General features: G+C 68.5%; 23 protein-coding genes. 16 read left to right on the top strand and 7 right to left on the bottom strand.

Annotation, left to right across the window (positions count from 1 at the left end; all coding sequences use genetic code 11):
* Window positions 1–67: 67 nt before the first annotated feature.
* Both ACU5E9_RS12645 and ACU5E9_RS12640 read left to right on the top strand, forming a co-directional pair.
* Window positions 68–529, top strand: a complete 462-nt coding sequence (locus tag ACU5E9_RS12645) for an SRPBCC domain-containing protein (protein ID WP_456810267.1) — start codon at window positions 68–70, stop codon at window positions 527–529.
* Window positions 530–672: 143 nt separating this feature from the next.
* Window positions 673–2,133, top strand: coding sequence for an MFS transporter (locus ACU5E9_RS12640; protein WP_456810266.1), 1,461 nt, complete (start codon window positions 673–675; stop codon window positions 2,131–2,133).
* A gap of 139 nt (window positions 2,134–2,272) precedes the next feature.
* Here ACU5E9_RS12640 and ACU5E9_RS12635 read toward each other — a convergent pair whose 3' ends face one another.
* The 4 genes from ACU5E9_RS12635 to ACU5E9_RS12620 all read right to left on the bottom strand — a co-directional run bounded on the left by ACU5E9_RS12635 (window position 2,273) and on the right by ACU5E9_RS12620 (window position 4,911).
* Window positions 2,273–2,665, bottom strand: coding sequence for a hypothetical protein (locus ACU5E9_RS12635; protein ID WP_456810265.1), 393 nt, complete (start codon window positions 2,663–2,665; stop codon window positions 2,273–2,275).
* Window positions 2,662–3,237: a PadR family transcriptional regulator gene (locus tag ACU5E9_RS12630; RefSeq protein WP_456810264.1), complete on the bottom strand. Its 576-nt coding sequence runs from the start codon at window positions 3,235–3,237 to the stop codon at window positions 2,662–2,664. Before ACU5E9_RS12630 ends, ACU5E9_RS12635 begins: the two co-directional genes overlap by 4 nt.
* Before the next feature lie 186 nt (window positions 3,238–3,423).
* Window positions 3,424–4,038 (bottom strand): hypothetical protein, encoded by a 615-nt coding sequence (locus tag ACU5E9_RS12625; RefSeq protein WP_456810263.1) that lies wholly within the window; start codon window positions 4,036–4,038, stop codon window positions 3,424–3,426.
* Between the two features lie 9 nt (window positions 4,039–4,047).
* On the bottom strand, window positions 4,048–4,911 hold the full coding sequence (locus ACU5E9_RS12620) for an endonuclease/exonuclease/phosphatase family protein (RefSeq protein ID WP_456810262.1): 864 nt from the start codon (window positions 4,909–4,911) through the stop codon (window positions 4,048–4,050).
* A gap of 205 nt (window positions 4,912–5,116) precedes the next feature.
* On the opposite strand from ACU5E9_RS12620, the gene ACU5E9_RS12615 reads away from it, so the two are divergent.
* The 7 genes from ACU5E9_RS12615 (at window position 5,117) to ACU5E9_RS12585 (ending at window position 11,515) form a co-directional block, all read left to right on the top strand.
* Window positions 5,117–7,660, top strand: a complete 2,544-nt coding sequence (locus ACU5E9_RS12615) for an MMPL family transporter (protein ID WP_456810261.1) — start codon at window positions 5,117–5,119, stop codon at window positions 7,658–7,660.
* A complete protein-coding gene (locus ACU5E9_RS12610) occupies window positions 7,657–8,295 on the top strand; it encodes a TetR/AcrR family transcriptional regulator (RefSeq protein ID WP_456810260.1) in 639 nt (212 codons plus the stop codon). The genes ACU5E9_RS12615 and ACU5E9_RS12610 overlap by 4 nt, the downstream gene beginning before the upstream one ends.
* Before the next feature lie 189 nt (window positions 8,296–8,484).
* Window positions 8,485–8,751 (top strand): Sec-independent protein translocase subunit TatA, encoded by a 267-nt coding sequence (tatA, locus tag ACU5E9_RS12605; RefSeq protein ID WP_456810259.1) that lies wholly within the window; start codon window positions 8,485–8,487, stop codon window positions 8,749–8,751.
* A gap of 6 nt (window positions 8,752–8,757) precedes the next feature.
* Complete coding sequence (gene tatC, locus ACU5E9_RS12600; protein WP_456810258.1) at window positions 8,758–9,558, top strand: twin-arginine translocase subunit TatC; 801 nt, start codon at window positions 8,758–8,760, stop codon at window positions 9,556–9,558.
* Between the two features lie 34 nt (window positions 9,559–9,592).
* Complete coding sequence (locus ACU5E9_RS12595) at window positions 9,593–9,922, top strand: Sec-independent protein translocase TatB (RefSeq protein WP_456810257.1); 330 nt, start codon at window positions 9,593–9,595, stop codon at window positions 9,920–9,922.
* A 13-nt stretch (window positions 9,923–9,935) separates the two neighbouring features.
* Entirely contained in the window at window positions 9,936–10,538 is a 603-nt protein-coding gene (locus tag ACU5E9_RS12590; RefSeq protein WP_456810256.1) for a fumarylacetoacetate hydrolase family protein, read from the top strand.
* Between the two features lie 8 nt (window positions 10,539–10,546).
* Window positions 10,547–11,515, top strand: a complete 969-nt coding sequence (locus tag ACU5E9_RS12585; protein ID WP_456810255.1) for an acetylxylan esterase — start codon at window positions 10,547–10,549, stop codon at window positions 11,513–11,515.
* 4 nt (window positions 11,516–11,519) lie between these two features.
* On the opposite strand, the gene ACU5E9_RS12580 is transcribed toward ACU5E9_RS12585, so the two are convergent.
* Window positions 11,520–12,203, bottom strand: a complete 684-nt coding sequence (locus tag ACU5E9_RS12580; protein WP_456810254.1) for a FadR/GntR family transcriptional regulator — start codon at window positions 12,201–12,203, stop codon at window positions 11,520–11,522.
* 283 nt (window positions 12,204–12,486) lie between these two features.
* Here ACU5E9_RS12580 and ACU5E9_RS12575 point away from each other — a divergent pair, with 283 nt between their 5' ends.
* The 7 genes from ACU5E9_RS12575 to ACU5E9_RS12545 all read left to right on the top strand — a co-directional run bounded on the left by ACU5E9_RS12575 (window position 12,487) and on the right by ACU5E9_RS12545 (window position 20,422).
* Window positions 12,487–13,977, top strand: coding sequence for an ABC transporter substrate-binding protein (locus ACU5E9_RS12575; RefSeq protein ID WP_456810253.1), 1,491 nt, complete (start codon window positions 12,487–12,489; stop codon window positions 13,975–13,977).
* A 60-nt stretch (window positions 13,978–14,037) separates the two neighbouring features.
* On the top strand, window positions 14,038–14,991 hold the full coding sequence (locus tag ACU5E9_RS12570) for an ABC transporter permease (RefSeq protein WP_456810252.1): 954 nt from the start codon (window positions 14,038–14,040) through the stop codon (window positions 14,989–14,991).
* A gap of 2 nt (window positions 14,992–14,993) precedes the next feature.
* Window positions 14,994–16,979, top strand: coding sequence for a dipeptide/oligopeptide/nickel ABC transporter permease/ATP-binding protein (locus ACU5E9_RS12565; RefSeq protein WP_456810251.1), 1,986 nt, complete (start codon window positions 14,994–14,996; stop codon window positions 16,977–16,979).
* Complete coding sequence (locus ACU5E9_RS12560) at window positions 16,976–17,779, top strand: ABC transporter ATP-binding protein (RefSeq protein WP_456810250.1); 804 nt, start codon at window positions 16,976–16,978, stop codon at window positions 17,777–17,779. Before ACU5E9_RS12565 ends, ACU5E9_RS12560 begins: the two co-directional genes overlap by 4 nt.
* A gap of 19 nt (window positions 17,780–17,798) precedes the next feature.
* The gene (locus ACU5E9_RS12555; protein ID WP_456810249.1) at window positions 17,799–18,725 is read left to right on the top strand and encodes a dihydrodipicolinate synthase family protein; all 927 of its coding nucleotides are present in this window, start codon (window positions 17,799–17,801) and stop codon (window positions 18,723–18,725) included.
* A complete protein-coding gene (locus ACU5E9_RS12550) occupies window positions 18,722–19,657 on the top strand; it encodes an ROK family protein (protein WP_456810248.1) in 936 nt (311 codons plus the stop codon). The genes ACU5E9_RS12555 and ACU5E9_RS12550 overlap by 4 nt, the downstream gene beginning before the upstream one ends.
* A gap of 87 nt (window positions 19,658–19,744) precedes the next feature.
* Entirely contained in the window at window positions 19,745–20,422 is a 678-nt protein-coding gene (locus tag ACU5E9_RS12545; RefSeq protein WP_456810247.1) for an N-acetylmannosamine-6-phosphate 2-epimerase, read from the top strand.
* 19 nt (window positions 20,423–20,441) lie between these two features.
* On the opposite strand, the gene ACU5E9_RS12540 is transcribed toward ACU5E9_RS12545, so the two are convergent.
* Complete coding sequence (locus ACU5E9_RS12540) at window positions 20,442–21,587, bottom strand: hypothetical protein (RefSeq protein WP_456810246.1); 1,146 nt, start codon at window positions 21,585–21,587, stop codon at window positions 20,442–20,444.
* Between the two features lie 165 nt (window positions 21,588–21,752).
* Window positions 21,753–22,790, bottom strand: a complete 1,038-nt coding sequence (locus tag ACU5E9_RS12535) for an LLM class flavin-dependent oxidoreductase (protein WP_456810245.1) — start codon at window positions 22,788–22,790, stop codon at window positions 21,753–21,755.
* Between the last annotated feature and the right edge of the window lie 18 nt (window positions 22,791–22,808).

Below are 22,808 nucleotides of genomic sequence, written 5' to 3'. Positions count from 1 at the left end.
CAGAACTGTCCACGCCGCTCGGCGGGCAAGGTCTCGTCGCACTCAGCTCGACCGCGAAGGAAACACCGTGTCAGATCACGCAAGAATCAAGGGCCACACCGTGACCCGCACCGTGCACATCGAGGCCTCCCGCGCGAGCGTCTGGGAGGCGCTGACCGACCCCGAGGTGATGGTGAAGTGGTTCGGAGACGGTGTGGGGTTCGCCGCGCTCGAGCCCGGGGTTACCGGCAGCATCGACTGGGAGGACTACGGCAGCTTCCCGATCGAAATCACCGAGGTAGAGCCCGGTGTCGCGTTCGGCTTCCGGTGGTCGGGCATCCCCGCCGAAGCACTCGACGAGTACTCGACGCACGTGCGCTTCACGATCGCCGATTCCGGCACCGGGACGGATGTCACGGTGGTTGAGTCGGGCTTCGACACCCTCCCCGGCGGCACCCGCTACCGTCGCGACCGTCTGGAGCAGAACCGAGAGGGCTGGGACGTCGAACTCGACGAGCTCGCGATCCTCCTCGAGGGTGCCGCCGAGTAGCTGGTGGTTTGGGCAGATTCTCGTCGGTGACGATGTCTCTGCTGACAGGTCCTGCCAGTACCTGCCCTGGCAGGACCTGTACCCACTTCACGCGAGCCACTTGACTGGAACACAGCCCCACCCGTTCCAGTGAAAGAAGCAGCATGACGACGACAGCACCCAGTGAGAGCCCCACCCGGGCGCATACCGGGGCGATCCTGGCGATCATCCTGGTCAGCTACTTCATGATCATCCTCGACAACTCGATCGTGTTCACCGGCCTGGCCCGCATCCGCGACGACCTCGGCTTCACGACCGCCGGGCTGTCCTGGGTGCAGAACGCGTACACCCTGGTCTTCGGCGGGCTGCTCCTGCTCGGCGCCCGCGCCGGCGACGTCTTCGGCCGCCGTCGCATGTTCATCATCGGGCTGAGCATCTTCGCGCTGGCGTCCCTCGCCATCGGCGCCGCCCAATCGGCCGAGTGGATGCTGGTCGCCAGGGCCGTACAGGGAGTCGGCTCCGCGATCCTCGCGCCGGCCACCCTGTCGCTGCTCACCGCCAGCTTCGCCGAGGGGCACGCGCGCACCCGCGCCGTCGCCGCGTACGGCTCCGTCGCCGGCATCGGCGCGAGCGTGGGCCTGGTGCTCGGCGGGGTGCTCGCCGACCTCACCTCGTGGCGGGTCGGGTTCCTCATCAACGTGCCGATCGGCGCGCTGATGATCATCGCCGCGCTGCGCTTCATCCCCGCGTCGACCCGCCAGTCCGGCCGGTTCGACGTGCTCGGCGCCATCACCTCCACCCTGGGCATGACGGCGCTCGTCTACGGCATCGTGCGCTCGGCCGAAGAGGGCTGGGCCGACCCGGTCACCCTCGCCGCGGTCGCCGCGGGTGTGGTGCTCCTGGCCCTGTTCGTGCTCGTCGAGTCCAGGGCCGCCCAGCCGATCATGCCGCTGCGTTTGTTCCGCAACCGGCAGCGGTCCGGTGCGAACGGCGCCCGGATGCTCTTCCTCGGCGCCATGATGGGCTATTTCTTCTTCATCACCCAGTACATGCAGGGAGTGCTCGGCTTCAGCCCGTTGCAGGCCGGACTCGGCTTCCTGCCGATGACGGTGGTGAACTTCGCCGTTGCGCTGGGCATCCCGCGCCTCACGCGCCGGTTCGGCAACTCGGCGCTGCTGGTCACCGGCATCGGGATCACCTTCGTCGGGATGCTGTGGCTCGGCCGGGTGGGCGTCGACAGCGACTACCTCACCGCCGTCGCCCTGCCGATGGTGCTGATCGGGTTCGGGCAGGGCCTGGCCTTCGCGCCGATGACCGCGGCCGGGGTCGCCGGCATCGAACCCCGCGACGCGGGCGCTGGCTCCGGACTGGTCAACGTGGCGCACCAGCTCGGCGGTTCGCTCGGACTCGCGGTGCTCGTGGCCGTCTCCGCCGGCGTCACCGGAGGAGGAGACGGCACGGCCGCTGTCGCCCAGGAGGCCTCAGCTGCGCTGACCACCGGGGCGCTGCTGCTCGCCCTCTCGCTCATCGTCGCCGCGGTCTTCGTCGCGGGCCGCAAGCGTCCCGCCGCGAGCAAGCGCGCCATGTCGAGCGAGCCCGCCGCACGCACCGCCGCGGACGCGTAACCGGCCCGGCCCGCCCTCGCGGCACTAGTTGGTCCCGGTGGCACGTGTACGTACACGTGCCGCCGGGACGAGCGCGTGCCGCGACGGGGCGAACGCGTGCCGACGGGACGAACGCGTGCCGCGAGGGTGCCGCGGCAGGTCAGCTGAGCGCGACGATGGTCGTGAGGACCGCCAGCAGCGCGCTCAGCGGCGCCATCGTCCAGCGCTCCGGCCGGGAACGCGACATGCCGTTCAGCAGGATGCCGAGCACGAAGTAGGCGGCGAGCACCCAGGTCGCCACGTCGGTGACGGCGGGCCAGGGAATGACCGCGGCCAGTCCGGCCCGCTGCAGCACCAGCACGCCGAAGACGAGGTATAGGCCGATCGAGATGGCGCTACCCAGACGTTTCTGCACCGGGAGCACGCGGTCCTGCCCGCCCCAGGCGAAGTGCCCGAGTGGTGCCCCGAAGATGAGGGCGGCCTGGAACACGATCAACCCGACCATGAGCACGCAGAACAGGATCGCGGCGCCGGTGACCAGCTCGGCGCTCATGACGACTCCGTCGCAGAGAGGGGCACGGGCGGCGTCGCCGCCGCGAGGCCGTCGAGAAGCTCCAGCGCCTCATCCGCCCACGCGATCGACGCCCGGGCGGAGTGCTCACCGGCGAGCACGGTGAGCAGGATGTACGGCGCATCCGGCCCGGTGTCGGCCTGCACTTCGGCCCGGATGCCGCGCATCCCCTCGAGTTCGGCCTCGGCCTTGGCCCTGGCCTCCTGCACCAACTCCCGGCAGGCGACGTCGCCGAGCTGGCGGCCGAAGAACAGCCGCAGCAGCAGTCCGTTCCGGGGCTGAGCGGACTGCGGGGGCTCGGCGAGCAGCTCGCGCAAGCGGATGCTGCCGGCCGGCGTGATCGTGAACACGGATGATCCGGCCCGCGCCGCCGCCTGGCGCTCGATCAAACCGTCGCGTTCGAGCGCCGCCAGCGCGGGGTAGATCTGGCCGAAGCTCTCCGCCCAGAAGTGCCCGAGCGCATCCCGGATCTGCTCCCGCAGGGCGTAGCCCGTCATCGGCGCGATACTCAGGCCGCCGAGCACCGCCATCTGGGTCTGTTCCGACACGGCCATGCGCGCCCTTCCTCTCTCTACGAGATATATCTATCAGATAGAGACGGCGGTCCGCAAGGGGGATTGGGCGGCCCTCGCACGGCCAACTGTTACCGCAGCGGACAAATGCACCCGGCACACCGGGTGCAATTGTCCCCACGGGGAACAGTTGGGCGATGGAGCGGGAGGTCATATCGGCAACACCCGTCAGACCTCGTCGGCGAGCAGGTTCTCTCGGCGGGGCTGCCCGAGGGCGGCCGGGCCGGCCAGGAACCGCATGCAACAGCCCGCGAGCAGCGCTCCGGCGCCGCCCCAGACCAGGTCGCCGATCGAGTCGGTGTAGCCGACGAAGATCTCGGGGTCGAGGAAGGTGTGGCCGATCCACTCGAAGATCTCCCAGAACACGCCGAGCGCCAGCCCCAGCGCCGTGGTGACCACGACGGTCGAAAGCAGCGGCCGGGGCAGGGTGGCGGCATCCGCCACGACCCTGAACTGCACGAGGACGATGTAACAGAGCGCGGCGCACAGCCCGTTGGTGACGAAATGCACCGGCAGGTCCCACCAGCGGGTGGTGACGTAGATGTCGAGCACGCTGCTCCACACCGCCACGAGCACCACGATCCCGAAGGCGATGTCGACGCTCGGCCGGAGGCCCAGGATGCGGGGGAGCAGCATCCCCCCGGCCGTGAGGGCGAGGCTGACCCCGGGGATCGGGCCCCAGCCGATGCTGGCGACCACGATGCCCGCCAGGGCCAGGGCGCGCAGCGCGTCGGCGGTGACCTCCGCGGCGCCGGTGGGGCGCCGCAGCTGGGTCTGAATCATGCCAGCACCCTAGCCGGATTGTTCCCCGGTCGGCGAGGGGGCCAGGCGCAGCACGGCCTGCACGGGTTCGTGGTCCGACGCCGCACGCCCGTCGTACCGGGCGGCGTTGATGCCGGCGCTGAGCACGTCGACGCCCGGTGCGGCCAGCACGAAGTCGATGCGCGCTCCGCCGCGGCGGCGGGGCTTGTAGTGCGAGAGGGTGCCCCACTGCGGCGTCAGCTGTTGGGCCGCCGCCGTCCAGGTGTCCCGCAAGCCGCCCTCCGTCGTCAGTCGGCGGTACACGGCCGAGTCGGCGGATGCGTTGAAGTCGCCGGTGACGACGACCGCGGCAGCCGGCTCGGCGGCCCGGGCCATGCGCACCCGGTCGAGCAGGAAGGTCGCCGACGTGAGCCGGGACCGCCAGGAGAGGTGATCGAAATGGGTGTTGAACGACAGCACCCGGACGCCCGTGGCGGTATCGGTGAAATCGGCCGACACCACCACCCGTCGCACCAGGTTGCCCCAGGACCGTGACCCCGGGGTCTCCGGCGTCGCCGACAGTGCCCATTGCCGCCAGTCGGTGAGCTCGAGCCGCCGGGAGTCGTAGAAGATCGGGTTGCGTTCGTCGCGTCCGTCCGCGTGACGGCCGCGACCCACCCAGCGGTAATGCGGCCCGAGGGCCTCGGCCACGACATCAACCTGGTCGGCGAGCGCCTCCTGCACGCCCAGCAGGGTGGGCTGTTCGGCCACGAGCAGGCGGCGCAGCAGTGGTTTGCGGGTGTCCCACCGGTCGGGGCTGTCCGGGCGCAGGGTGGGCAAGCGGCGGCGGATGTTGAAGGTCATCACCTGCAGGTCGGGTGCGGCGACCGCACCCACCAGCGCCGTATCCGCCATGACCCCACCGTACTCGCGCGGGTCGACCGGGGGCCGCGCCCCACCGCGTCGGCCTGCCATAAGATAGATGTTGCACTCAGTGCTACGTTGCACCCAGTGCGACGTTGTCATCAGTGCCACCCCGGCGCGCCGCTCGGCCGTGCCCCGCCATCCGCCCTCACCTCGGCGCTGGCACCCGCACCCGTTCCACAATGAATCGAGAGTCATGGCTTCGCTGCTCTACCGCCTCGGACGTGTTTCCGCCCGCCGCGCCTGGATCGTCATCGTCTCCTGGGTTGTCATCCTCGGCCTCGCCGTGGCCGGCTACCTCTCCTTCGGCGGAACCCTCGGTTCGGCCGTGTCCATTCCCGGCACCGCCACCGCGCAGGTCACCGACCAGCTCGCCGAGAAGTTCCCGAGCGCCAGCGGCGGCTCCGGCGCCCTGGTCTTCCACACCGCGGATGGCGCTGAATTCACCGCTGAGCAGCAGGCCGGCATCAGCGACCTGCTGGTGAGCGTCACCGAGGTCGACGGCGTCTCCGCCAGCACCGACCCGTTCACCACCCAGGCGCAGATCGACGACCAGACCCAGCAGGTCGCCGACGGTCAGCTGCAGATCACCGACGGCGCCACCCAGCTCGACCAGGCGCAGGCGCAGCTCGATGCCGCCGCTCCGCAGCTCGCCGCGGCACAGGCCCAGCTGGATGCCGCGCGCGCCCAGCTCGAACAGGCCGGCGCTCCCGCCGCCGCGCTCGAACAGCTTGCCGGCCAGCAGGCCCAGCTCGACGCGCAGCGGGCCCAGGCCGACGCGGGCCAGGCCACCCTCACCGAAAGCCGGGCAGCGCTCGACGAACAGGGTGAGACCCTCGACCTCTCGGCCGAACTGCTGGCGATGTCATCGGGCATCCGCACCGTCTCGGCGGACGGCACCGCCGCCGTCGCCAACATCGTCTTCGACGAGGCCCAGATGGAGGTGACGCCCGAGACCAAGGACGCCGTGGTCGAACACGTCGAGGCGGCCGTGCCGGCCGGCGTCGACGCCGAATTCTCCAACGACCTCACCCAGGGCATCCCCGAGATCTTCGGTGTGGGCGAGGCCATCGGCCTGGTCCTGGCCGCGGTCACCCTGCTGGTCATGCTCGGCACGATCATCGCCGCCGCCCTGCCGATCGTGAGCGCCCTGGTGGGCGTGGGCGTCGGCGTGGTGTCGTCGCTCGCGCTGTCGGGTGCGATCGAGATGATGTCGATCACCCCCGTTCTCGGTGTGATGCTCGGCCTCGCCGTCGGCATCGACTATTCCCTGTTCATCCTCAACCGGCACCGCCGCCAACTGCTCGAGGGTGTCGAATTGCAGGAATCCATCGGCCTGGCCAACGGGACCTCCGGCAACGCCGTGGTCTTCGCCGGCTCAACCGTGCTCGTGGCCCTGCTGGCGCTGAACATCACCGGCATCCCGTTCCTGGGCATGATGGGCACCGTCGGCGCCGTCTGCGTGGCCGTAGCGATCCTCATCGCCATCACCCTCACCCCGGCGCTGCTCTCGCTCACCGGCATGAAGGTGCTCAGCCGCAAGGCGCGCACCCGCATCGGCCACCCCGACGTTGCCAAGGTTCCCACTCAGCCGATGCGCACCGGCCGCGCCGTCGCGACGCTGATCGCCGGCGTGATCGTGCTCGTCATCGTGGCCCTGCCGGCGCTGTCGATGCGCCTGGGTCTGCCCGACGGCTCCTCCGAAGCGCAGGACTCCACCCAGTACCGGGCGTTCAGCCTGATCGAGGAGCAGTTCGGCGCCGGCGTGAACGGCCCGCTCCTCGTGGTGGCCGAGATGCCGGATGCCATCAGCGACGACGACCTGCTCGCCGAACAGGTGCGCATCGGCACCGAGCTGCTCGCCCAGAACGACGTCACCGCGGTCGCCCCGATCGGCGCGTCCGACGACAGCACCCTGCTGGCGTTCCAGGTCATCCCCGGGGACGGTCCCACCAGCGAGTCGACCGAACAGCTGGTGCGCGACCTGCGCGACCTGTCCCCGCTCGAGGGCGACGTGACCCTCGGCGTGGCCGGCAGCGCCAGCGGCAACATCGACATCTCCGAGAAGCTGGGCGCGGCGCTGCCCGGCTACCTCGCCGTGGTGATCGGCCTGTCGCTGATCATCATGGTGTTCGTGTTCCGCTCGATCCTGGTGCCGATCACCGCCACCCTCGGCTTCGTGCTGTCGCTGTTCGCCACCTTCGGCGGCATCACCGCGATCTACCAGTGGGGCTGGCTCGGCGCGGTGTTCGGCGTGCACGATCCCGCCCCGATCCTGAGCTTCCTGCCGACGATCCTGATCGGCATCCTGTTCGGGCTCGCGATGGACTACCAGCTGTTCCTGGTGTCGGGCATGCGGGAGGCGTATGCGCACGGCGCGCCCGCCCGCCTCGCCGTGCAGCGCGGCCTGCACGCCGGCCGCACGGTCGTGATCGCCGCGGCGATCATCATGATCTCGGTGTTCGCCGGGTTCATCTTCTCCAACTCCGCCATCATCCGCACCATGGGCTTCGGGCTGGCATTCGGTGTGCTCGTCGACGCATTCGTGGTGCGGATGCTGCTGATTCCCGCCGTGATGCACCTGCTGGGCGAGTCCGCCTGGTGGCTGCCCAAGTGGCTCGACCGCATCCTGCCGGATGTCGACGTGGAGGGCGCGTCGCTGGAGCGCACGCATCCGCACGCCGCGCCGGCTGACGTGCCGAATGATGTGCCGGAGCCGCCGTTGGTCCCGCGCCGATGACAAGCGCGCCGGCCCCGGACCGCCGGGTCGCGTTGAAGGAACGCCACCGCCAGGCGATCATCGACGCGGCCAGGCTCATCATCGCCGAGCGCGGTTCGCCGCGGTTCAGCGTCGACGAGCTGGCGGCCAGGGCCGACGTGTCCCGGCGCACCGTGTTCAACCACTTCGCGTCGATCGACGACGTGGTGCTCACCGTCTGCACGGACGTTCTCGGGGTCGTCATCGACGCCTTCGCCGCGGCCGCTGCCGCCACCCCGGTCGGTGACGGCTCGCGGGCCTCGATGTTCGACGAGATCGCGCAGACCCTCCGGGCCGCCGACCTCGTCTCCGCCATCGTCGCGCTCGCCCCCGCGGTCGGCCTCGACAACGGACCCCGCGCCCAGCAGTTCATGCAGGAGGCGTTCGCGCGCACGGCGACGACGCTGGCCGTCGAGGTGGAGCGGCGCACCCCCGGCGCGGACCCGCTGGACGTGGAGTTGCTGGTTTCCTCCCTGTTCAACGGTGTGACCGTGATCGCCCGGCACTGGGCCATCCGCACCGGCATGGCCGTGGACACGGCGTCCCGCCAGGCCTGGACGGATCTACTCGACCACCTGATCAGCAGCGTGCAGAGCGGGTACCTCCGCGCCCCGTAGCGCGGCATCCGCTCTCGTTCGCAAACTTCGGCCCTTCGTGGGTCGGGGCACCCGCGGAAGTCTGCAAACGAGCGCAGCCACTTGAGAAAACCCTTGCATCCGGCCTCAAATCGGGTAGCGTATGACGTCAGACGTTCTCCGCAGGAGTTCCTGCGATCCATACGTTCCCCATACACGAGAGGCGACATCATGCTTGCAAACCTCACCGGATGGCACATGGTCATCATCCTGGCGATCGTTCTGTTGTTGTTCGGCGCGCCCAAGCTGCCGGGCCTGGCCCGCAGCGTCGGCCAGTCGATGCGCATCTTCAAGAGCGAAGTGAAGACCCTGAAAGACGACGACACCGCGGATGCGTCCGACGCCGCTGCCGGACTGACCCAACCCGTGCTGACCCAACCCGGCAACCCGGTCGCCGAGCCCATCTCCCTCCCGACGCGCGCATCCACCCGGCTCTGACCCATCGTGACCACCGTCACGAAGGGAAAGTCCGCCCGCGACGGGAACATGACGCTGGGTGGTCACCTGATCGAGCTCCGCAAGCGCATCACCCGGGCGGCGATCGGCATCCTGCTCGGCGCCGTTCTGGGCTGGCTGCTCTCCGAGCCCGTGCTCGATGCCCTGCGCATTCCGATCAGCGCTATCGCCGAAGCACAGGGTCGCACCTCTGAACTGAACTTCACAACGATCTCGGAGGCCTTCGACCTGCGCATGCAGATCGCCATCACCGTGGGCGTTGTGATCTCGTCGCCGGTCTGGCTTTACCAGATCTGGGCGTTCTTCGTGCCGGGCCTGCAACGACGGGAGAAGCAGTACGCGATCTCGTTCGTGGCCTCTGCAGTGCCGCTGTTCCTGGCCGGCTGCGCGGCGGGCTGGTTCGTGCTGCCCAATATGGTGGCCCTGCTCACGTCATTCGCACCCGAGGACTCGGCAGCGATCATCAGCGCCAAGGGCTACTACGATTTCGTGCTCAAGCTCGTGGTCGCCATCGGCATCGCGTTCGTGCTGCCGGTGTTCCTGGTGCTGCTCAACTTTGCCGGCGTGCTGAGCGCCAAGTCGATCCTTGGGTCGTGGCGGATCGCCATCGTCGTGGTGATCATCTTTACTGCCGTCGCCACTCCCGCCGCCGACGTGATGTCGATGTTCATGCTCGCGGTGCCGATGATGGCGCTGTACTTCGTGGCCGGATTCATCGCCTGGCTCCACGACCGGCGAGCCCGGAAGGCATCCGACCGGATTGACCAAGAACTGGCCGGACTTCGATGATCGACCGGCCCTCAGCAGTGAAGGAGCTGCGTCCATGTTCGGTTTGACGTTCGACAAAGTCATCATCATCGTCATCATCGCGGCCTTTCTGCTCGGCCCCGAACGCATCCCGCACTACGCCGCCATGCTCGGCCGGTTCGTGCGCAAGGCCAAGGAAATGGCCAACGGCGCCAAGGACCGGCTCAAGGATGAGATGGGCCCGGAGTTCGACGAGGTGGACTGGAAGAAGCTCAATCCCCGCCAGTACGACCCCCGCCGCATCATCCGCGATGCCCTACTGGACGACGAGCCCGCCGGCCCCGGCCTCAGCCGGGCCGAACGGGTCACCGCGACCGCACCGCTCGACCCACCCGTTACCCCGTGAAAGGCACCATTTCGTGAAGATCGCACGCACCAGCACACCAGGCCTCGTCGTCGGCATCGGCCACAACGCCGACCCGCACACCACCCTGCCCGTGCAGGCCTGGCTGAAATCGGTACGCACTGTCGCGAACGACGGCGACGAAATCGTTCTGGCCGCGGATGCCGGAATAGTCGTGGCCGAGGGGGAGCTCGCCGTGGTCATCGGCCGGACGGCCACCCGCCTGACGGTGGAGAACGCGTTCGAACACGTGCTTGGATACACGATCGTCAACGACGTCACCAGCGCCGAGCGGAACGCCGTGGACAACAAGAACTTCGAGAGCAAGGCGGGCACCAACTACACCCCGCTCGGCGCCTGGATCGAGACCGAGATCGCCGACCCGGAGAACGTCGAGATCATCGTGGAGGTCAACGGCCGGGTGGTCGCCTCGTCGGGCACCTTCAACCTGCCCTCCCGGGTGGTCGACACCCTGGTTTACGTCACCCGCTGGATGACCCTGGAACCCGGCGACATCGTCATGACCGGATCGCCCAACACCGCGGCCGAGTTGAACCCGGGCGACGAGGTGGCGATCACCATCCCGGGGATCGGCACCCTGCGCAACACGGTCCGCTGAGCGTCCGGATGCTGTTGGACCTACCCGAAGCAGAGCTGCACGCCTACCGAAGCTCGCAGACGGACCCCGAGGATTTCGACGAGTTCTGGTCGGAGACCCTGCAGTCGTCCCGCCGACATCCGCTGGCTCTGGCCGTGCAGAAGGTCGACGCGGGCCTGGCCACCCTCGACGTCTATGACGTCACCTTCGCCGGCTATGCGGGGGAGCGCATCAAGGCCTGGCTGCGCGTGCCGGCCGGCACCACAGCCGCGCTGCCCACGATCGTGCAATTCCACGGCTACGGCCGCGGCCGGGGTGACGCCATCGAGAACCTGCTCTGGGCATCCGCCGGCTACGCTCACCTGGAGTTGGACACCCGCGGCCAGGCCTGGAGCGGCTCGCGGGGCAGCACCCCCGACCTGACCGGCTCCGGCCCGCAGGTACCCGGCTTCCTCACCCGCGGCATCGATGCTCGGGAGTCCTACTACTATCGGCGCCTGATCGTCGACGCCGTGCGGCTGGTCGACGCCGCGGCCGACCTGCCGCTCACGGATGCGGCCAGGGTGCTGGTCACCGGCATCAGCCAGGGCGGCGGACTGGCGCTGGCCGTCGCCGGCCTGATGCCCGGCCTCGGCGGCGTGGCGGCCCGGGTGCCGTTCCTCTGCGACTTTCCCCGGGCGATCATGATCACCGACCGAGACCCCTACAAGGAGATCGCGAATTACCTGTCCTGGTACCGCGACCGCGCCGCCTCTGTGTTGCAGACGCTGTCGTACTTCGACGGCGTCAACTTCATCAAGCGCGCCACCGCGCCGGTGTGGCTGTCTGCCGCGTTGATGGACCCGATCTGCCCGCCCTCCACGGTGTTCGGGGCGTTCAACGCCTACGACGGGCCGAAGGAGATCACCGTCTGGCCGTTCAACGGCCACGAAGGCGGTGGGGTGGACGACGAGCAGGCGGTGCTCGACATCGCCCGGCGCACCATCGCGGCGGGGTAGTTGGTTAGTCGGTGGCGCTCTTCAGCGCCGCCTTCTCCAACGAGCGTCGCAACGGCTGGTAGTGCGCCACGACGGCGGCCCGGTATGCGTCGAGGTCGCCGGCCTTGGCGGCCTCCAGCATCGCGCCGTGGGCGCGGGCGGTGTCGTCGATGTCCTCGGCCGGGGCGATGCCGAGTTTCGGGTACAGCACGGTGTTGATCTCCCAGAAGGCGGTGACGAGCTGTCCGACCAGGGTGTTGTCGAGATAGGCGAGTAACCGGGTGTGGAAAGCCAGGTCTTCCTCGGCGAACGCGGTGCCGGACGCCGACTTCGCCACCATGGTCGACACCAGGCCCTCGAGGACCTCATCCGTTTCTCCGTGCAATGCGTCGATGATCTGCTGGGCCATGACGATGTCGAGCGCTTCGCGCACCTCGATCACTTCACGCAGCGCGGCGAAGTCGTCCTGCGGGCGCAGGACGCCGCGGAAGACCAGACCCTCGACCAGGGGAGCGAGGGAGAGTTGGCCGACATAGGTGCCGTATCCGTGTTTGACTTCCACGATGTCAAGCGCCGCAAGGGTCCGGATGGCCTCACGAACGCTGGATCGGCTAACCCCCAGTTCAGCGCAGATTTCGGTTTCCGTGGGCATGAGGTCGCCGGACTTCAGGCCCTTGGTGAGGATGAAATCCTTGATCTGGTCGGTCACGGAACTACGTTTCCGGGACGTTTCGGAGGCGAAAACTCCTGCTTTCGATTCATCGATATTCAGCATCCGTGCTTGACCTTTCACTCGTGGGTGTATAACTTCAATCTAACACGTAGGACGTCTGACGTCTGATTAAGCTTTCCGAATATGAACGAAAGGCAATCCGATGCTTCAAGAAACACTTCAGGGGAAGACTAGTCGCAGGGTCTTCCTCCAGGTCGCAGGCGCAATGGGCTTGGTGGCAACACTGTCAGCCTGTAGCGGCCCCGCCTCCACCAACAGCGTGGCACCGACCACCGCCGACGGCCCGGGCGTTGACAAGAACGGAACCATTGAAGCGGGCATCTCCTATGCCCTCTCCACCGGTTTCGACCCGATGACCACCACCGGCGCCGTCACCGTCGCCGCCAACTGGCACGTGCTCGAAGGTCTGGTCGAGCTCGACCCGGTCACCCGCGAGGTCTATGCAGCACTCGCGACCGAGTTGCCGACGGTCAAGGGCAAGAGCATCACGGCGGTCTTGCGCGAGGGCGCGGTCTTCCACGATGGCAGCCCGGTAACGGCAGACGACGTCGTCTTCTCGTTCCAGCGCGTGCTCGACCCGGCAAACGCGTCGCTCTACCTGACCTTCCTGCCGTTCGTCGACTCCATCGCGAAGGTCGACGAGACCACGGTCGTGATCACACTCAAGCAGGAGACCGCCCTCGCGCTGGAGCGCCTCTCCGTCGTGAAGATCGTCCCCAAGGCGCTGGTCGAGGCCGACAAGGTCGCCTTCGACTCCCTGCCCACCGGCACCGGCCCGTACAAGATGCTGTCGGCCGTCAAGGACGACAAGATCATGTTCGAGCGCTTCGACGCCTACACCGGCGCCCGCCCCGCCCTGGCTGCGGCGATGACCTGGAACCTGCTCTCGGATGCCGCCGCCCGCGTCACCGCGGTGCAGTCCGGGCGGGTACAGGCGATCGAGGACGTGCCCTACATCGACGTCGCTTCGCTCAAGGACGCGACGGTGGAATCCGTGCAGTCCTTCGGCCAACTGTTCATGATGTTCAACACCTCGGTCGCGCCGTTCGACGACAAGCGGGTGCGGCAGGCGTTCCGCTACGCCATCGACTACGACAAGCTCATCAACACCGGCATGCTGGGCCAGGCCACCGCGGCCACCAGCTACCTGCAGAAGGAGCACCCGTCGTACCAGAAGGCCAAGACGGTCTACACCTACGACCTGCCCAAGGCCAAGAAGCTGCTCAAGGCCGCCGGAGTCGACGGCCTGACGATCACCCTGCTGGCCACGGACACCAGCTGGGTGAAGGATGTTCTGCCGCTGATCAAGGAAGACCTCGACGCGGCCGGCATCCTGACCACGATCGACACCAACCAGTCCGGGGCGCAGTACAAGACCGTCGACGAGGGCAACTACACCGTGATGGTCGCCCCGGGTGACCCGTCGGTCTTCGGAAACGACGCTGACCTGCTGCTGCGCTGGTGGTACGGCGCGGCCACCGTTTGGCCCACCAAGCGGTACCGCTGGGCCGAGTCGGCCGAGTTCGCCGAACTGACCGGCTACCTCGACGACGCCATGGCAACCTCCGATGCCGCCGCGCAGAAGAAGCTGTGGGGCAAGGCTTTCGACCTCATCGCCGAGGAATGCCCGGTGTACCCGCTGGTGCACCGCAAGCTGCCGACAGCCTGGAACGAAGACGCCATTACCGGTTTCAAGCCGGTTGCCTTCACCGGCCTGTCCTTCCTCGACGTCGCTCGCACGGCTCAGTAATCCAACGGGGGCCGGCCGACTGGCCGGCCCCCACTCCAATCCTTCTTAGAGGAGACATTTGTGACCGCGCTGCTCAGGCTCATGGCCCGAAGAATCGCCGTGCTCCCGATTATGATCCTGGGCATCACCGCCCTCGTCTTTTTCGTTATGCAACTCGCGCCGGGAGACCCGGCCATCAACGCCCTCGGGGAGAGCTCGTCAGAGACCGCCAGAGAGGCCTATCGCGAAGACGCGGGCCTCAATGACCCCCTGATCGTGCGCTACCTCACCTTCCTGGCCAATCTGGTGCAGGGCAACCTCGGGGTCACGGTGCCGCCGGCCAGCAAGGTGACCACCCTGATCGGCTCCGCCTTCCCGCTCACCGTGCAGCTGACCATCATGGGCCTGCTCATCGCCGTGGTGCTCTCACTCAGCCTCGGAGTGACCGCGGCGCTCTACCGTGACCGCTGGCCCGACCAGCTCATCCGGGTGGTCTCGATCGCCGGCATCGCGGTGCCGTCGTTCTGGCTCGCCATCCTGCTGATCCAGAACTTCGCCCTCGGACTCGGCTGGCTGCCCACCGGCGGCTACGTCAACATCAATGACTCCTTCACCGGCTGGCTGGGCACCATGATCCTGCCGGCGATCTCGCTCGGCATCCCGGTCGCCGCCTCCCTCACCCGGGTGGTGCGCACCTCGATGGTCGAGGAACTCGACCGGGACTATGTGCGCACGGCCATCGGCAGCGGCCTGCCGCGCAGCGTCGTGGTGAGCCGCAACGTGCTGCGGAACGCGCTCATCACCCCCGTGACGGTGCTCGGCCTGCGGGTCGGCTACCTCATCGGCGGCGCGGTCATCATCGAGGTCATCTTCGACCTGCCCGGCATGGGCAAGCTCATCCTCAACGGAGTGACCAACAACGACATCAACCTCGTGCAGGGCGTGACCCTCACCGTCGCCCTCGCCTTCGTGGTTGTCAACATCATCGTCGACATGCTCTACCTGCTCATCAACCCACGGATTCGGACGGTATAACGATGCGTCGATCACTCAACGCACGACTGAGCGTGCCCGCCCAGCGCTTCGGCGCCATGCCGCTCGGCTCCAAAATCGCCCTCGCCTTCTTCGGCCTGGTCGTGCTCGTCGCCCTGCTCGCGCCGGTCATCGCCCCGTTCGACCCGCTCAAGTCGGGCATCCCGGCACTGCCGCCGTCGTTCGAGCACCTCTTCGGCACCGACCGGAACGGCCGCGACATCTTCTCCCGGCTTCTCTACGGCGCCCGGTTCTCCCTGGCCATCGGGCTGGGTGCCACCGCCCTCGCACTGATCGCGGGTGCGATCATCGGGTCGATCGCGGCCACCGCGTCCCGCTGGCTCAGCGAGACCATCATGCGCATCCTCGACATCATCATGTCGTTCCCCGGCATCGCCCTGGCGATCGTCTTCGTCGCCGTCTTCGGCAAGGAGCTGCCGATCCTGATCTGCACGATCGCGTTCCTCTACGTTCCGCAGATCGCCCGGATCGTGCGCGCCAACGTGATGGCCCAGTTCGGTGAAGACTATGTCTCCGCCGAACGGGTGATGGGCGCCCGGCTGCCGCACATCCTGTTCTGGCACGTCGCCCGCAACTGTGCTGCCCCGATCATGGTGTTCGTCACCGTGCTCGTCGCCGACGCGATCGTCTTCGAAGCCAGCCTGTCGTTCATCGGCGCCGGCGTACAGGACCCGGCACCGTCCTGGGGCAATGTGATCTCCTCCGGCCGTAACCTGCTGCTCAGCGGCGGCTGGTGGGCCACGTTCTTCCCCGGCATGCTCATCCTGGTCACGGTGCTGTCGCTGAACATCCTCGCCGAGGGGCTCACCGACGCCCTGGTCAAGCCGGCCACGAAGAACGCCAAGGCCGTTGCGACGGTGTCAGCAGCCGACAGCGCCACCACGACGACCGTGTCCGTGGTGGAGGTGGCCGCGGCATCCGTGCCCCTCGAGGTGCACCTCGCCCAGCTGCGGTTGATCGAATCGACTCGCACCGACCGGCTGGTGTACACCGGTGACGCTGCTCCGCTGCTGGAGGTGAAGAACCTGAGCATCCGCTTCCCGAACCGGCACGGCGACATTGCCGTGGTCGACAACGTGAGCTTCTCGGTGCGGCCCGGCGAAACCATGGCCCTGGTCGGCGAGTCCGGCTGCGGCAAGAGCATCACCAGCCTGGCCATCATGGGCCTGCTGCCAGACACTGCCGAGATCACCGGGCAGATCCTCTTCGAGGGCCGGGACCTGCTGACGATGCCGCGCAAGGAGCGCCAGGCCCTGCTCGGCCACGAGATGGCAATGGTCTACCAGGATGCGTTGAGCTCCCTCAACCCGTCGATGCTGGTGCGCACCCAACTCGGCCAGCTGATCAAGCGCGGCGGCACCCGCAGCGCCAGGGAGTTGCTCGAATTGGTGGGCCTGGACCCGGACCGCACCCTGAAGAGCTACCCGCACGAACTCTCCGGCGGGCAACGCCAGCGGGTGTTGATCGCGATGGCACTCACCAGGAACCCGAAGCTGATCGTGGCCGACGAACCCACCACCGCGCTGGACGTGACCGTGCAGGCCCAGGTGATCGACCTGCTGAACGACCTGCGCGAGAAGCTCGGCTTCGCCATGGTCTTCGTGAGCCACGACCTCGCCCTGGTCGCCGAGCTGGCACACCGCATCACCGTGATGTACGCCGGCCAGGTGGTGGAGTCCGCACCGACGACCGCGCTGCTGATGAGCCCGCGCCACGAGTACACCCGTGGCCTGCTCGGCTCGGTGCTGTCGATCGAGGACGGCGCCACCCGGTTGCATCAGATCCCCGGCACAGTGCCCTCACCGCGGGACTTCGCCACCGGCGACAGGTTCGCGCCGCGATCGAGAAGCGGCGATGCGGTGCGGGCCCAACGCCCGGAGCTGCGCCCGGTGACCGGCACCCTGCACCTGGTGTCCACCCACAACGATGCCCTCCTGGCACCGGATGACGAACTGGAGACCACACGATGACCACCAGCAACGAGATCCTGCGGCTCGACGATATCCATGTCATCCACACCGCGCGCACCGGAACCCTGTTCCGTCGCGACAAGGTGCACGCCGTCAACGGGGTGAGCCTCACCCTGAACCGGGGCGAGACCATCGGCATCGTGGGGGAATCCGGCTGCGGCAAGTCCACCCTGGCGCGGGTGATGGTCGGGCTGCAGGAGCCGACCAGCGGCACGGTGTCGTTCAACGGCCGCAACATCGTCCGGCGCGACCGGGCCACGGCCAGGGCGTACGGCAAGTCGGTGTCGATCATCTTCCAGGATCCGTCCACGGCGTTGAACGCCCGGATGACAGTGCACGACGTGCTGATGGACCCTCTCCGGGTACACGGCATCGGCACGCCGGTGCAAAGGGAGGCCCGCGTGCGGGAACTGCTCGACCTCGTCGGGCTGCCCGCCTCCACCAGCGAGGTCTTCCCCGGCCAGGTGTCCGGCGGTCAGCGTCAGCGTGTGGCCATCGCCAGGGCGCTCGCTCTCGACCCCGACATCATCGTCGCCGACGAGCCGACAAGCGCCCTGGACGTGTCGGTGCGCGCCCAGATCCTCAACCTGTTGAGTGACCTCAAGGCGAGCCTCAACCTCGGCATGGCGTTCATCTCGCACGACATCCAGACCGTGCGTTACGTCTCCGACCGGATCGTGGTGATGAAGTCCGGCCGGGTCGTGGAGGAAGGCCCCGCCGAACAGGTCTTCCGCAACCCGGCCGATGCCTACACCCGCACCCTCCTCGGTGCGGCCCCCAGCCTTCTCATCCATAACTAAAGAAATCAGGAGTCCATCCATGTCAGTTCCCACCTTCGGCGGCGTCGTCCCGCCCCTCGTCACCCCGCTCACTGCCGACGGAGCGATCGACCTCGAATCCTTCGAGCGCCTGGTCAACCACCTCATCGACGCCGGCGTCGATGGCCTGTTCGTGCTGGGGTCGTCCGGCGAGGTCGCCTTCCTCTCCGATACGGACCGCACCCTTATCCTGAGCGAGGCTGTGCGTATCTCCGCCGGCCGCGTCAAGGTGATGGCCGGCGTCAACGACATGACCCCCGCCCGCGTCGTGCAGCAGATCCGCCTGGCCGAGGCGGCAGGCGTCGACGCGATCGTGGCGACCGCCCCGTTCTACACCCTGCCCAACCAGGCTGAGATCGAGACGCACTTCCGTCTGCTGGCCGCCGCAACCGAGCTGCCGATCTTCGCCTACGACGTGCCGGTGCGAGTGCACAACAAGCTCGGCCTGGAGATGCTGGTGCGCCTTGGCACCGAAGGCATCATCGCCGGCGTCAAGGACTCCAGCGGCGACGACGTCGGTTTCCGCCGGCTGGTGATGGCCAACCGTGCCGCCGGCAGCCCCCTGGTGCTTTTCACCGGCCACGAGGTCGTCGTCGACGGCGCCCTGCTGCTCGGCGCCGACGGCGTCGTGCCCGGACTCGGCAACGTCGACCCGAAGCGTTACGTCGACCTCGTCGCCGCGGCCAAGGCAGGAGACTGGGACGCCGTGCGTCGCATCCAGGACGAGCTGTCCGAACTGTTCGAGATCGTCTTCCAGGCCTCCGGCGTCAGCGGAGAGGCCGCCGGGCTCGGCGCGTTCAAGACCGCGCTGGCGCACCTCGACATCATCGCAACCAACCGGATGTCCCCGCCTGTCCCCGCCCTCACCGGCGAGACCGTCGAGCGCATCCAGGCGATCGTCGACCGCGCGGGCCTCCTGGTGCGATGACCTTCACCATCGGCGTCGATCTCGGCGGCACCAAAACGGCTGCGGGACTCGTCGCCGTGGACGGCACCGTCCTCCGGCGGGTGTCAGCGCCCACACCGGCGGTACTCGGACCTGAGGCCATCCTCCAGACGATCGTCGATCTCGCCACCAACCTCATCGAATCCGCACCCGGCACCATCGCCGGGTGCGGGATCGGCGCGGCCGGCGTGATCGACCCGGTGAGCCGGACCGTGAAGTTCGCCACCAACTCGCTGCCCGGGTGGACCGGCACGCGGCTCGGCGCCGAGGTCGAAGGCCGGCTGGGCATGTCGGTCGCCACCGTCAATGACGTGCACGCGCACGCCATCGGTGAGGCGGTGCACGGCGCCGGCCGTGGCGAACACACCGTGCTGGTGATTGCGGCCGGCACCGGGATCGGCGGCGCGCTTGTGATCGACGGCGCGCTGCAGTCCGGCCGGCACGGCGCAGCGGGCCACTTCGGACACGTGCCCGCCGCGGAAGCAGCGGGCCTGGCCTGCACCTGCGGCGGTGTCGGGCACCTGGAGGTCATCGCTTCCGGGCCGGCAATCCTCGCGTCCTACCTGCACCGTGGCGGCGCGGTGGCCGGCGACACCCAGGAGATCTTCGCCAGGGCCGACGCGGGCGACGCGCTGGCGGCGGAGGTCATCGCCGTCGCCGCGACCGCACTGGGCCGCACTATCGGCGGCCTGATCAACAGCGTCGATCCCGACGTCGTCATCGTGGGCGGCGGCCTCGCTGCCGCCGGACCGCGCTGGTGGGACGCAGTGGAAGGCCAGGCCCGTGCAGAAGCGATGGGCCTGCTGACCGGTTGTCGCATCGTGCCGACCAGCCTTGGCGCGGACTCGGCCATCGTCGGCGCGGCCTCCCTGATTGCAGCAACGACTCTCGACACCGCCCTCACCGCCCCATGACCATCCGCACCGCCTGAAGCACCCCTTCCCTCGCAGCCCCTTCCCTCGCAGCCCCTGCACCGATCAACACGTGAACGGATTCCCGGAATGACCCACCCCCTCCTCGCCGCGCTCAAGGGCGGCCTCATCGTGTCGTGCCAGGCCTACCCGAACGAACCCATGCGGAACCCAGAAACGATGACCCAGATCGCCGAGGCCGCCGTGCGCGGCGGAGCCGTGGGCATCCGCGCCCAGGGCCTCGACGACATCGGCTCGATCCACCAGCGGGTGGCGCTGCCGCAGATCGGATTGTGGAAAGACGGGGCCGATGACGTGTTCATCACGCCGACCCTCGAGCATGCCCTGGCGGTGATCGGCGCAGGCGCCGAGATCGTGGCCATCGACGGCACCCGTCGCGCCCGGCCCGACGGTCTTTCCCTGGCCGAGACGATCGCCCGCATCCACGAACAGACCGACGCGCTGGTGATGGCAGATGTCGGCTCCGCGGCCGACGGTATCGCAGCCTACGAGGCCGGCGCCGACTGCGTGGGCACCACCCTGTGCGGCTACACCGGCGAGCGGACGAAGACCGACGGCCCCGACCTCGAGGTGCTGCGCATCCTCGCTTCGGTCTTGCCGATCCCGGTGATCGCCGAGGGTCGTGTGCACACTCCGGCGCAGGCATCGGCCTGCATCGACGCTGGGGCGTTCGCCGTGGTGGTGGGCACGGCCATCACGCATCCGACGACCATCACCACTTGGTTCGCCGACGCCGTTTCCCGGTAACCCTGCCCGTGGCGTTCGCCTAGCTGATGACCTCGATCGCCAGCGCGAAGGTGTCCACGGTCGCCAACACCTCGGAGCTGCGTGCCGAGGGGATGCCGCCGGCGGTGACGAACACATCGAGTTCGGCGTGCCGCCAGGCGTACTGGACCACGACCGACGGGTCGGTCGGCGAGCCGGCTGTGCTTTCGTCGCGCAGCGAGCGGATGCCCGTGCCGAGTGCTGTGCTGACCCGGGGTTCGATGGCGGCGGGCCCGCTGCCGGCGGGGGCATCCCGTGTGACGAGCTGGTCGAGCGATCGGTCCGGGTGGGCCTCGTCATGCCACACACTGACGAACATCAGCGGGAGTTGCACCGGGTCGGCGCTGTACACGAACCGGCTCTCGTCCTCGTGGCGCTCGGCCTCGACGGTACGCAGTGCCGCGACGATACGCGCCTCCGTGGCCTCGTCGGCTCCGCTGTGCTTGGCCTTGATGGCGCCCCACGAGGTGGCCCAGTCGTCGGCGTCGGTGTAGTCCCAGTCGCCCCAGGGCCAGACTTCCGGAACCTGGAGCCAGGCCATGAAGTCGAATCGCACCTGCACGCCCGCCCCGCTGGCCCCGGCCACCATGGCGGTGCCCATCGTGTCTTGGCTGGTCGGTTCCGGCTCGGGCAGGTCCGGTCGCCAGGACCACGGCACGAAATCCAGGCTGCCGAGAAAGTTGCGCACGTGGAAGAGCACCCCCGCGACCACGAGCAGGCCGGCTGCGCCGAGACCCACCAGCGCTCCGACGCCGGCATCCGGCGCATCCTGGAACGCGATGCTGGCCAGGAAACCCAGCACGGCCATGCCGTAACTCGTGACGTACAGGGTCGGGCGGTCAACGGTGCTCCCGCTGCCCATTCCCATCGGCATCGTCGCAATGGACAGGACGAACATGGTGACGGCGGGCAGCACGAGCAGCCAGGCCGCCTGCGGGTGGAACACCGGGTAGCCGTCGGCGGAAGCGAGCAGGTTCCACGGGTCGGCGGCCGACGTCGTGCCGGCGATGAGACCGATGACCATCACCAGGACCGTGGGCAGCAGGCAGACAACGACGAAGAACCCCACGGTGCCGAGGGCGATCCGGAAGACCAGCCCCTCGGTCTTGGCGGCCTCGGCCTCCTTGGCCTTGCGGGCGCTCACCATGTTGCGTCGTTGTCGGACATGTGTGCCGCCGGCTTTCCAGTTGGTGTCGGCCGGAGGGAATCAGCAGTGTTCGACCGCTCGGGAGCGACCGACCCCCGTCTGGTGCAACCCTAGCGACTCGGTCCTGACCCCACCCGCCACTTTCGGCGCGCGGACCGGGTCCGCCTACTTGGCGGCGAGCATCCGGGCCACCCGGGGCTTCACCTCGGTGGCCAGCAGGGTGAGCGACTCCAGCAGGTGGTCCTGCGGCAGGCCGCCGAAGTCGGCCTGGAAGAAGTGCCGCATGTGGCCCAGGTAGCCGTGCAGGTGCACGATGCGCTCGGCCACGTTATCCGGATCGCCCACGTAGTACGCGCCGGGCGCCGCGGCCTGGGCGTCGAACTGCCGCCGGTCGGGTGCAGCCCAGCCGCGCAGCCTGCCCATCTCCACGTTCAGATTGTGCCAGCCGGGGTAGAACCGCTCCAGCGCTTCCCGCTTGGTCGGCGCGACCAGCCCGAAGGTGGCCACCGACACCTTGATGTTCGTGTGCCCGGCCTGCGCCGCCGACCTGCGGTACAGCTCGGCCAGCGGCGCGAACCGGTGCGGCTCGCCGCCGATGATGCCGTACGAGACCGGCAGGCCCAGCTTGCCGGCCCGCGCCGAGGAGGCCGCGTTGCCGCCGGTGGCCAGCCAGATCGGCAGCCGCCCGGTGACCGGTCGGGGCACCACGGCGAGGTTGTCCAGGGCCGGGCGCACGCTGCCGGACCAGCTGATGTGCTCGGTGGGGCTGTGGTTGATGGTCATCAGCAGGTCGAGCTTCTCGGAGTAGAGCCGGTCGTAGTCGACCAGGTCGTAGCCGAACAGCGGGAACGTCTCCACGGACGAGCCGCGGCCGGCGGTGATCTCCACCCGGCCGCCCCCGGAGATGGCGTCGGCGGTGGCGAGCTGCTGGAAGACCCGCACCGGGTCATCCGTGCTGATGATGCTCGCGGCGCTGCCCAGGATGATCCGGTCGGTCGCGGCGGCGGCCGCGGCGATCAGGGCACCGGGGGAGGACGCCGGCATGCTCACGGTGTGGTGTTCGCCGATGCCGAAGTAGTCCAGCCCTGCCCGGTCCGCGTGCACGATGGCGTCGAAGAGGTTGCGGATGGCCTGCGCCGTGGGCTCTGAGCCCTCGGCCGGATGCAGCGGGGTGTCACCGAAGCTGTAGGCGCCGATTTCCATGGTGGTGTCTGTCCTCTG

It is taken from the genome of Cryobacterium sp. AP23 (assembly GCF_054075385.1).
This window is presented reverse-complemented; position numbering and strand designations above follow the sequence as displayed.

Coding starts and splice junctions, on each gene's coding strand:
- ACU5E9_RS12585 (WP_456810255.1), top strand. CDS start 10,547: ATGCTGTTGGACCTACCCGAAGCAGAGCTGCACGCCTACCGAAGCTCG.
- ACU5E9_RS12625 (WP_456810263.1), bottom strand. CDS start 4,038: ATGATTCAGACCCAGCTGCGGCGCCCCACCGGCGCCGCGGAGGTCACC.
- ACU5E9_RS12595 (WP_456810257.1), top strand. CDS start 9,593: ATGTTCGGTTTGACGTTCGACAAAGTCATCATCATCGTCATCATCGCG.
- ACU5E9_RS12540 (WP_456810246.1), bottom strand. CDS start 21,587: ATGGTGAGCGCCCGCAAGGCCAAGGAGGCCGAGGCCGCCAAGACCGAG.
- ACU5E9_RS12615 (WP_456810261.1), top strand. CDS start 5,117: ATGGCTTCGCTGCTCTACCGCCTCGGACGTGTTTCCGCCCGCCGCGCC.
- ACU5E9_RS12635 (WP_456810265.1), bottom strand. CDS start 2,665: ATGAGCGCCGAGCTGGTCACCGGCGCCGCGATCCTGTTCTGCGTGCTC.
- ACU5E9_RS12535 (WP_456810245.1), bottom strand. CDS start 22,790: ATGGAAATCGGCGCCTACAGCTTCGGTGACACCCCGCTGCATCCGGCC.
- ACU5E9_RS12560 (WP_456810250.1), top strand. CDS start 16,976: ATGACCACCAGCAACGAGATCCTGCGGCTCGACGATATCCATGTCATC.
- ACU5E9_RS12545 (WP_456810247.1), top strand. CDS start 19,745: ATGACCCACCCCCTCCTCGCCGCGCTCAAGGGCGGCCTCATCGTGTCG.
- ACU5E9_RS12610 (WP_456810260.1), top strand. CDS start 7,657: ATGACAAGCGCGCCGGCCCCGGACCGCCGGGTCGCGTTGAAGGAACGC.
- ACU5E9_RS12630 (WP_456810264.1), bottom strand. CDS start 3,237: ATGGCCGTGTCGGAACAGACCCAGATGGCGGTGCTCGGCGGCCTGAGT.
- ACU5E9_RS12565 (WP_456810251.1), top strand. CDS start 14,994: ATGCGTCGATCACTCAACGCACGACTGAGCGTGCCCGCCCAGCGCTTC.
- ACU5E9_RS12550 (WP_456810248.1), top strand. CDS start 18,722: ATGACCTTCACCATCGGCGTCGATCTCGGCGGCACCAAAACGGCTGCG.
- ACU5E9_RS12620 (WP_456810262.1), bottom strand. CDS start 4,911: ATGGCGGATACGGCGCTGGTGGGTGCGGTCGCCGCACCCGACCTGCAG.
- tatA (WP_456810259.1), top strand. CDS start 8,485: ATGCTTGCAAACCTCACCGGATGGCACATGGTCATCATCCTGGCGATC.
- ACU5E9_RS12640 (WP_456810266.1), top strand. CDS start 673: ATGACGACGACAGCACCCAGTGAGAGCCCCACCCGGGCGCATACCGGG.
- ACU5E9_RS12555 (WP_456810249.1), top strand. CDS start 17,799: ATGTCAGTTCCCACCTTCGGCGGCGTCGTCCCGCCCCTCGTCACCCCG.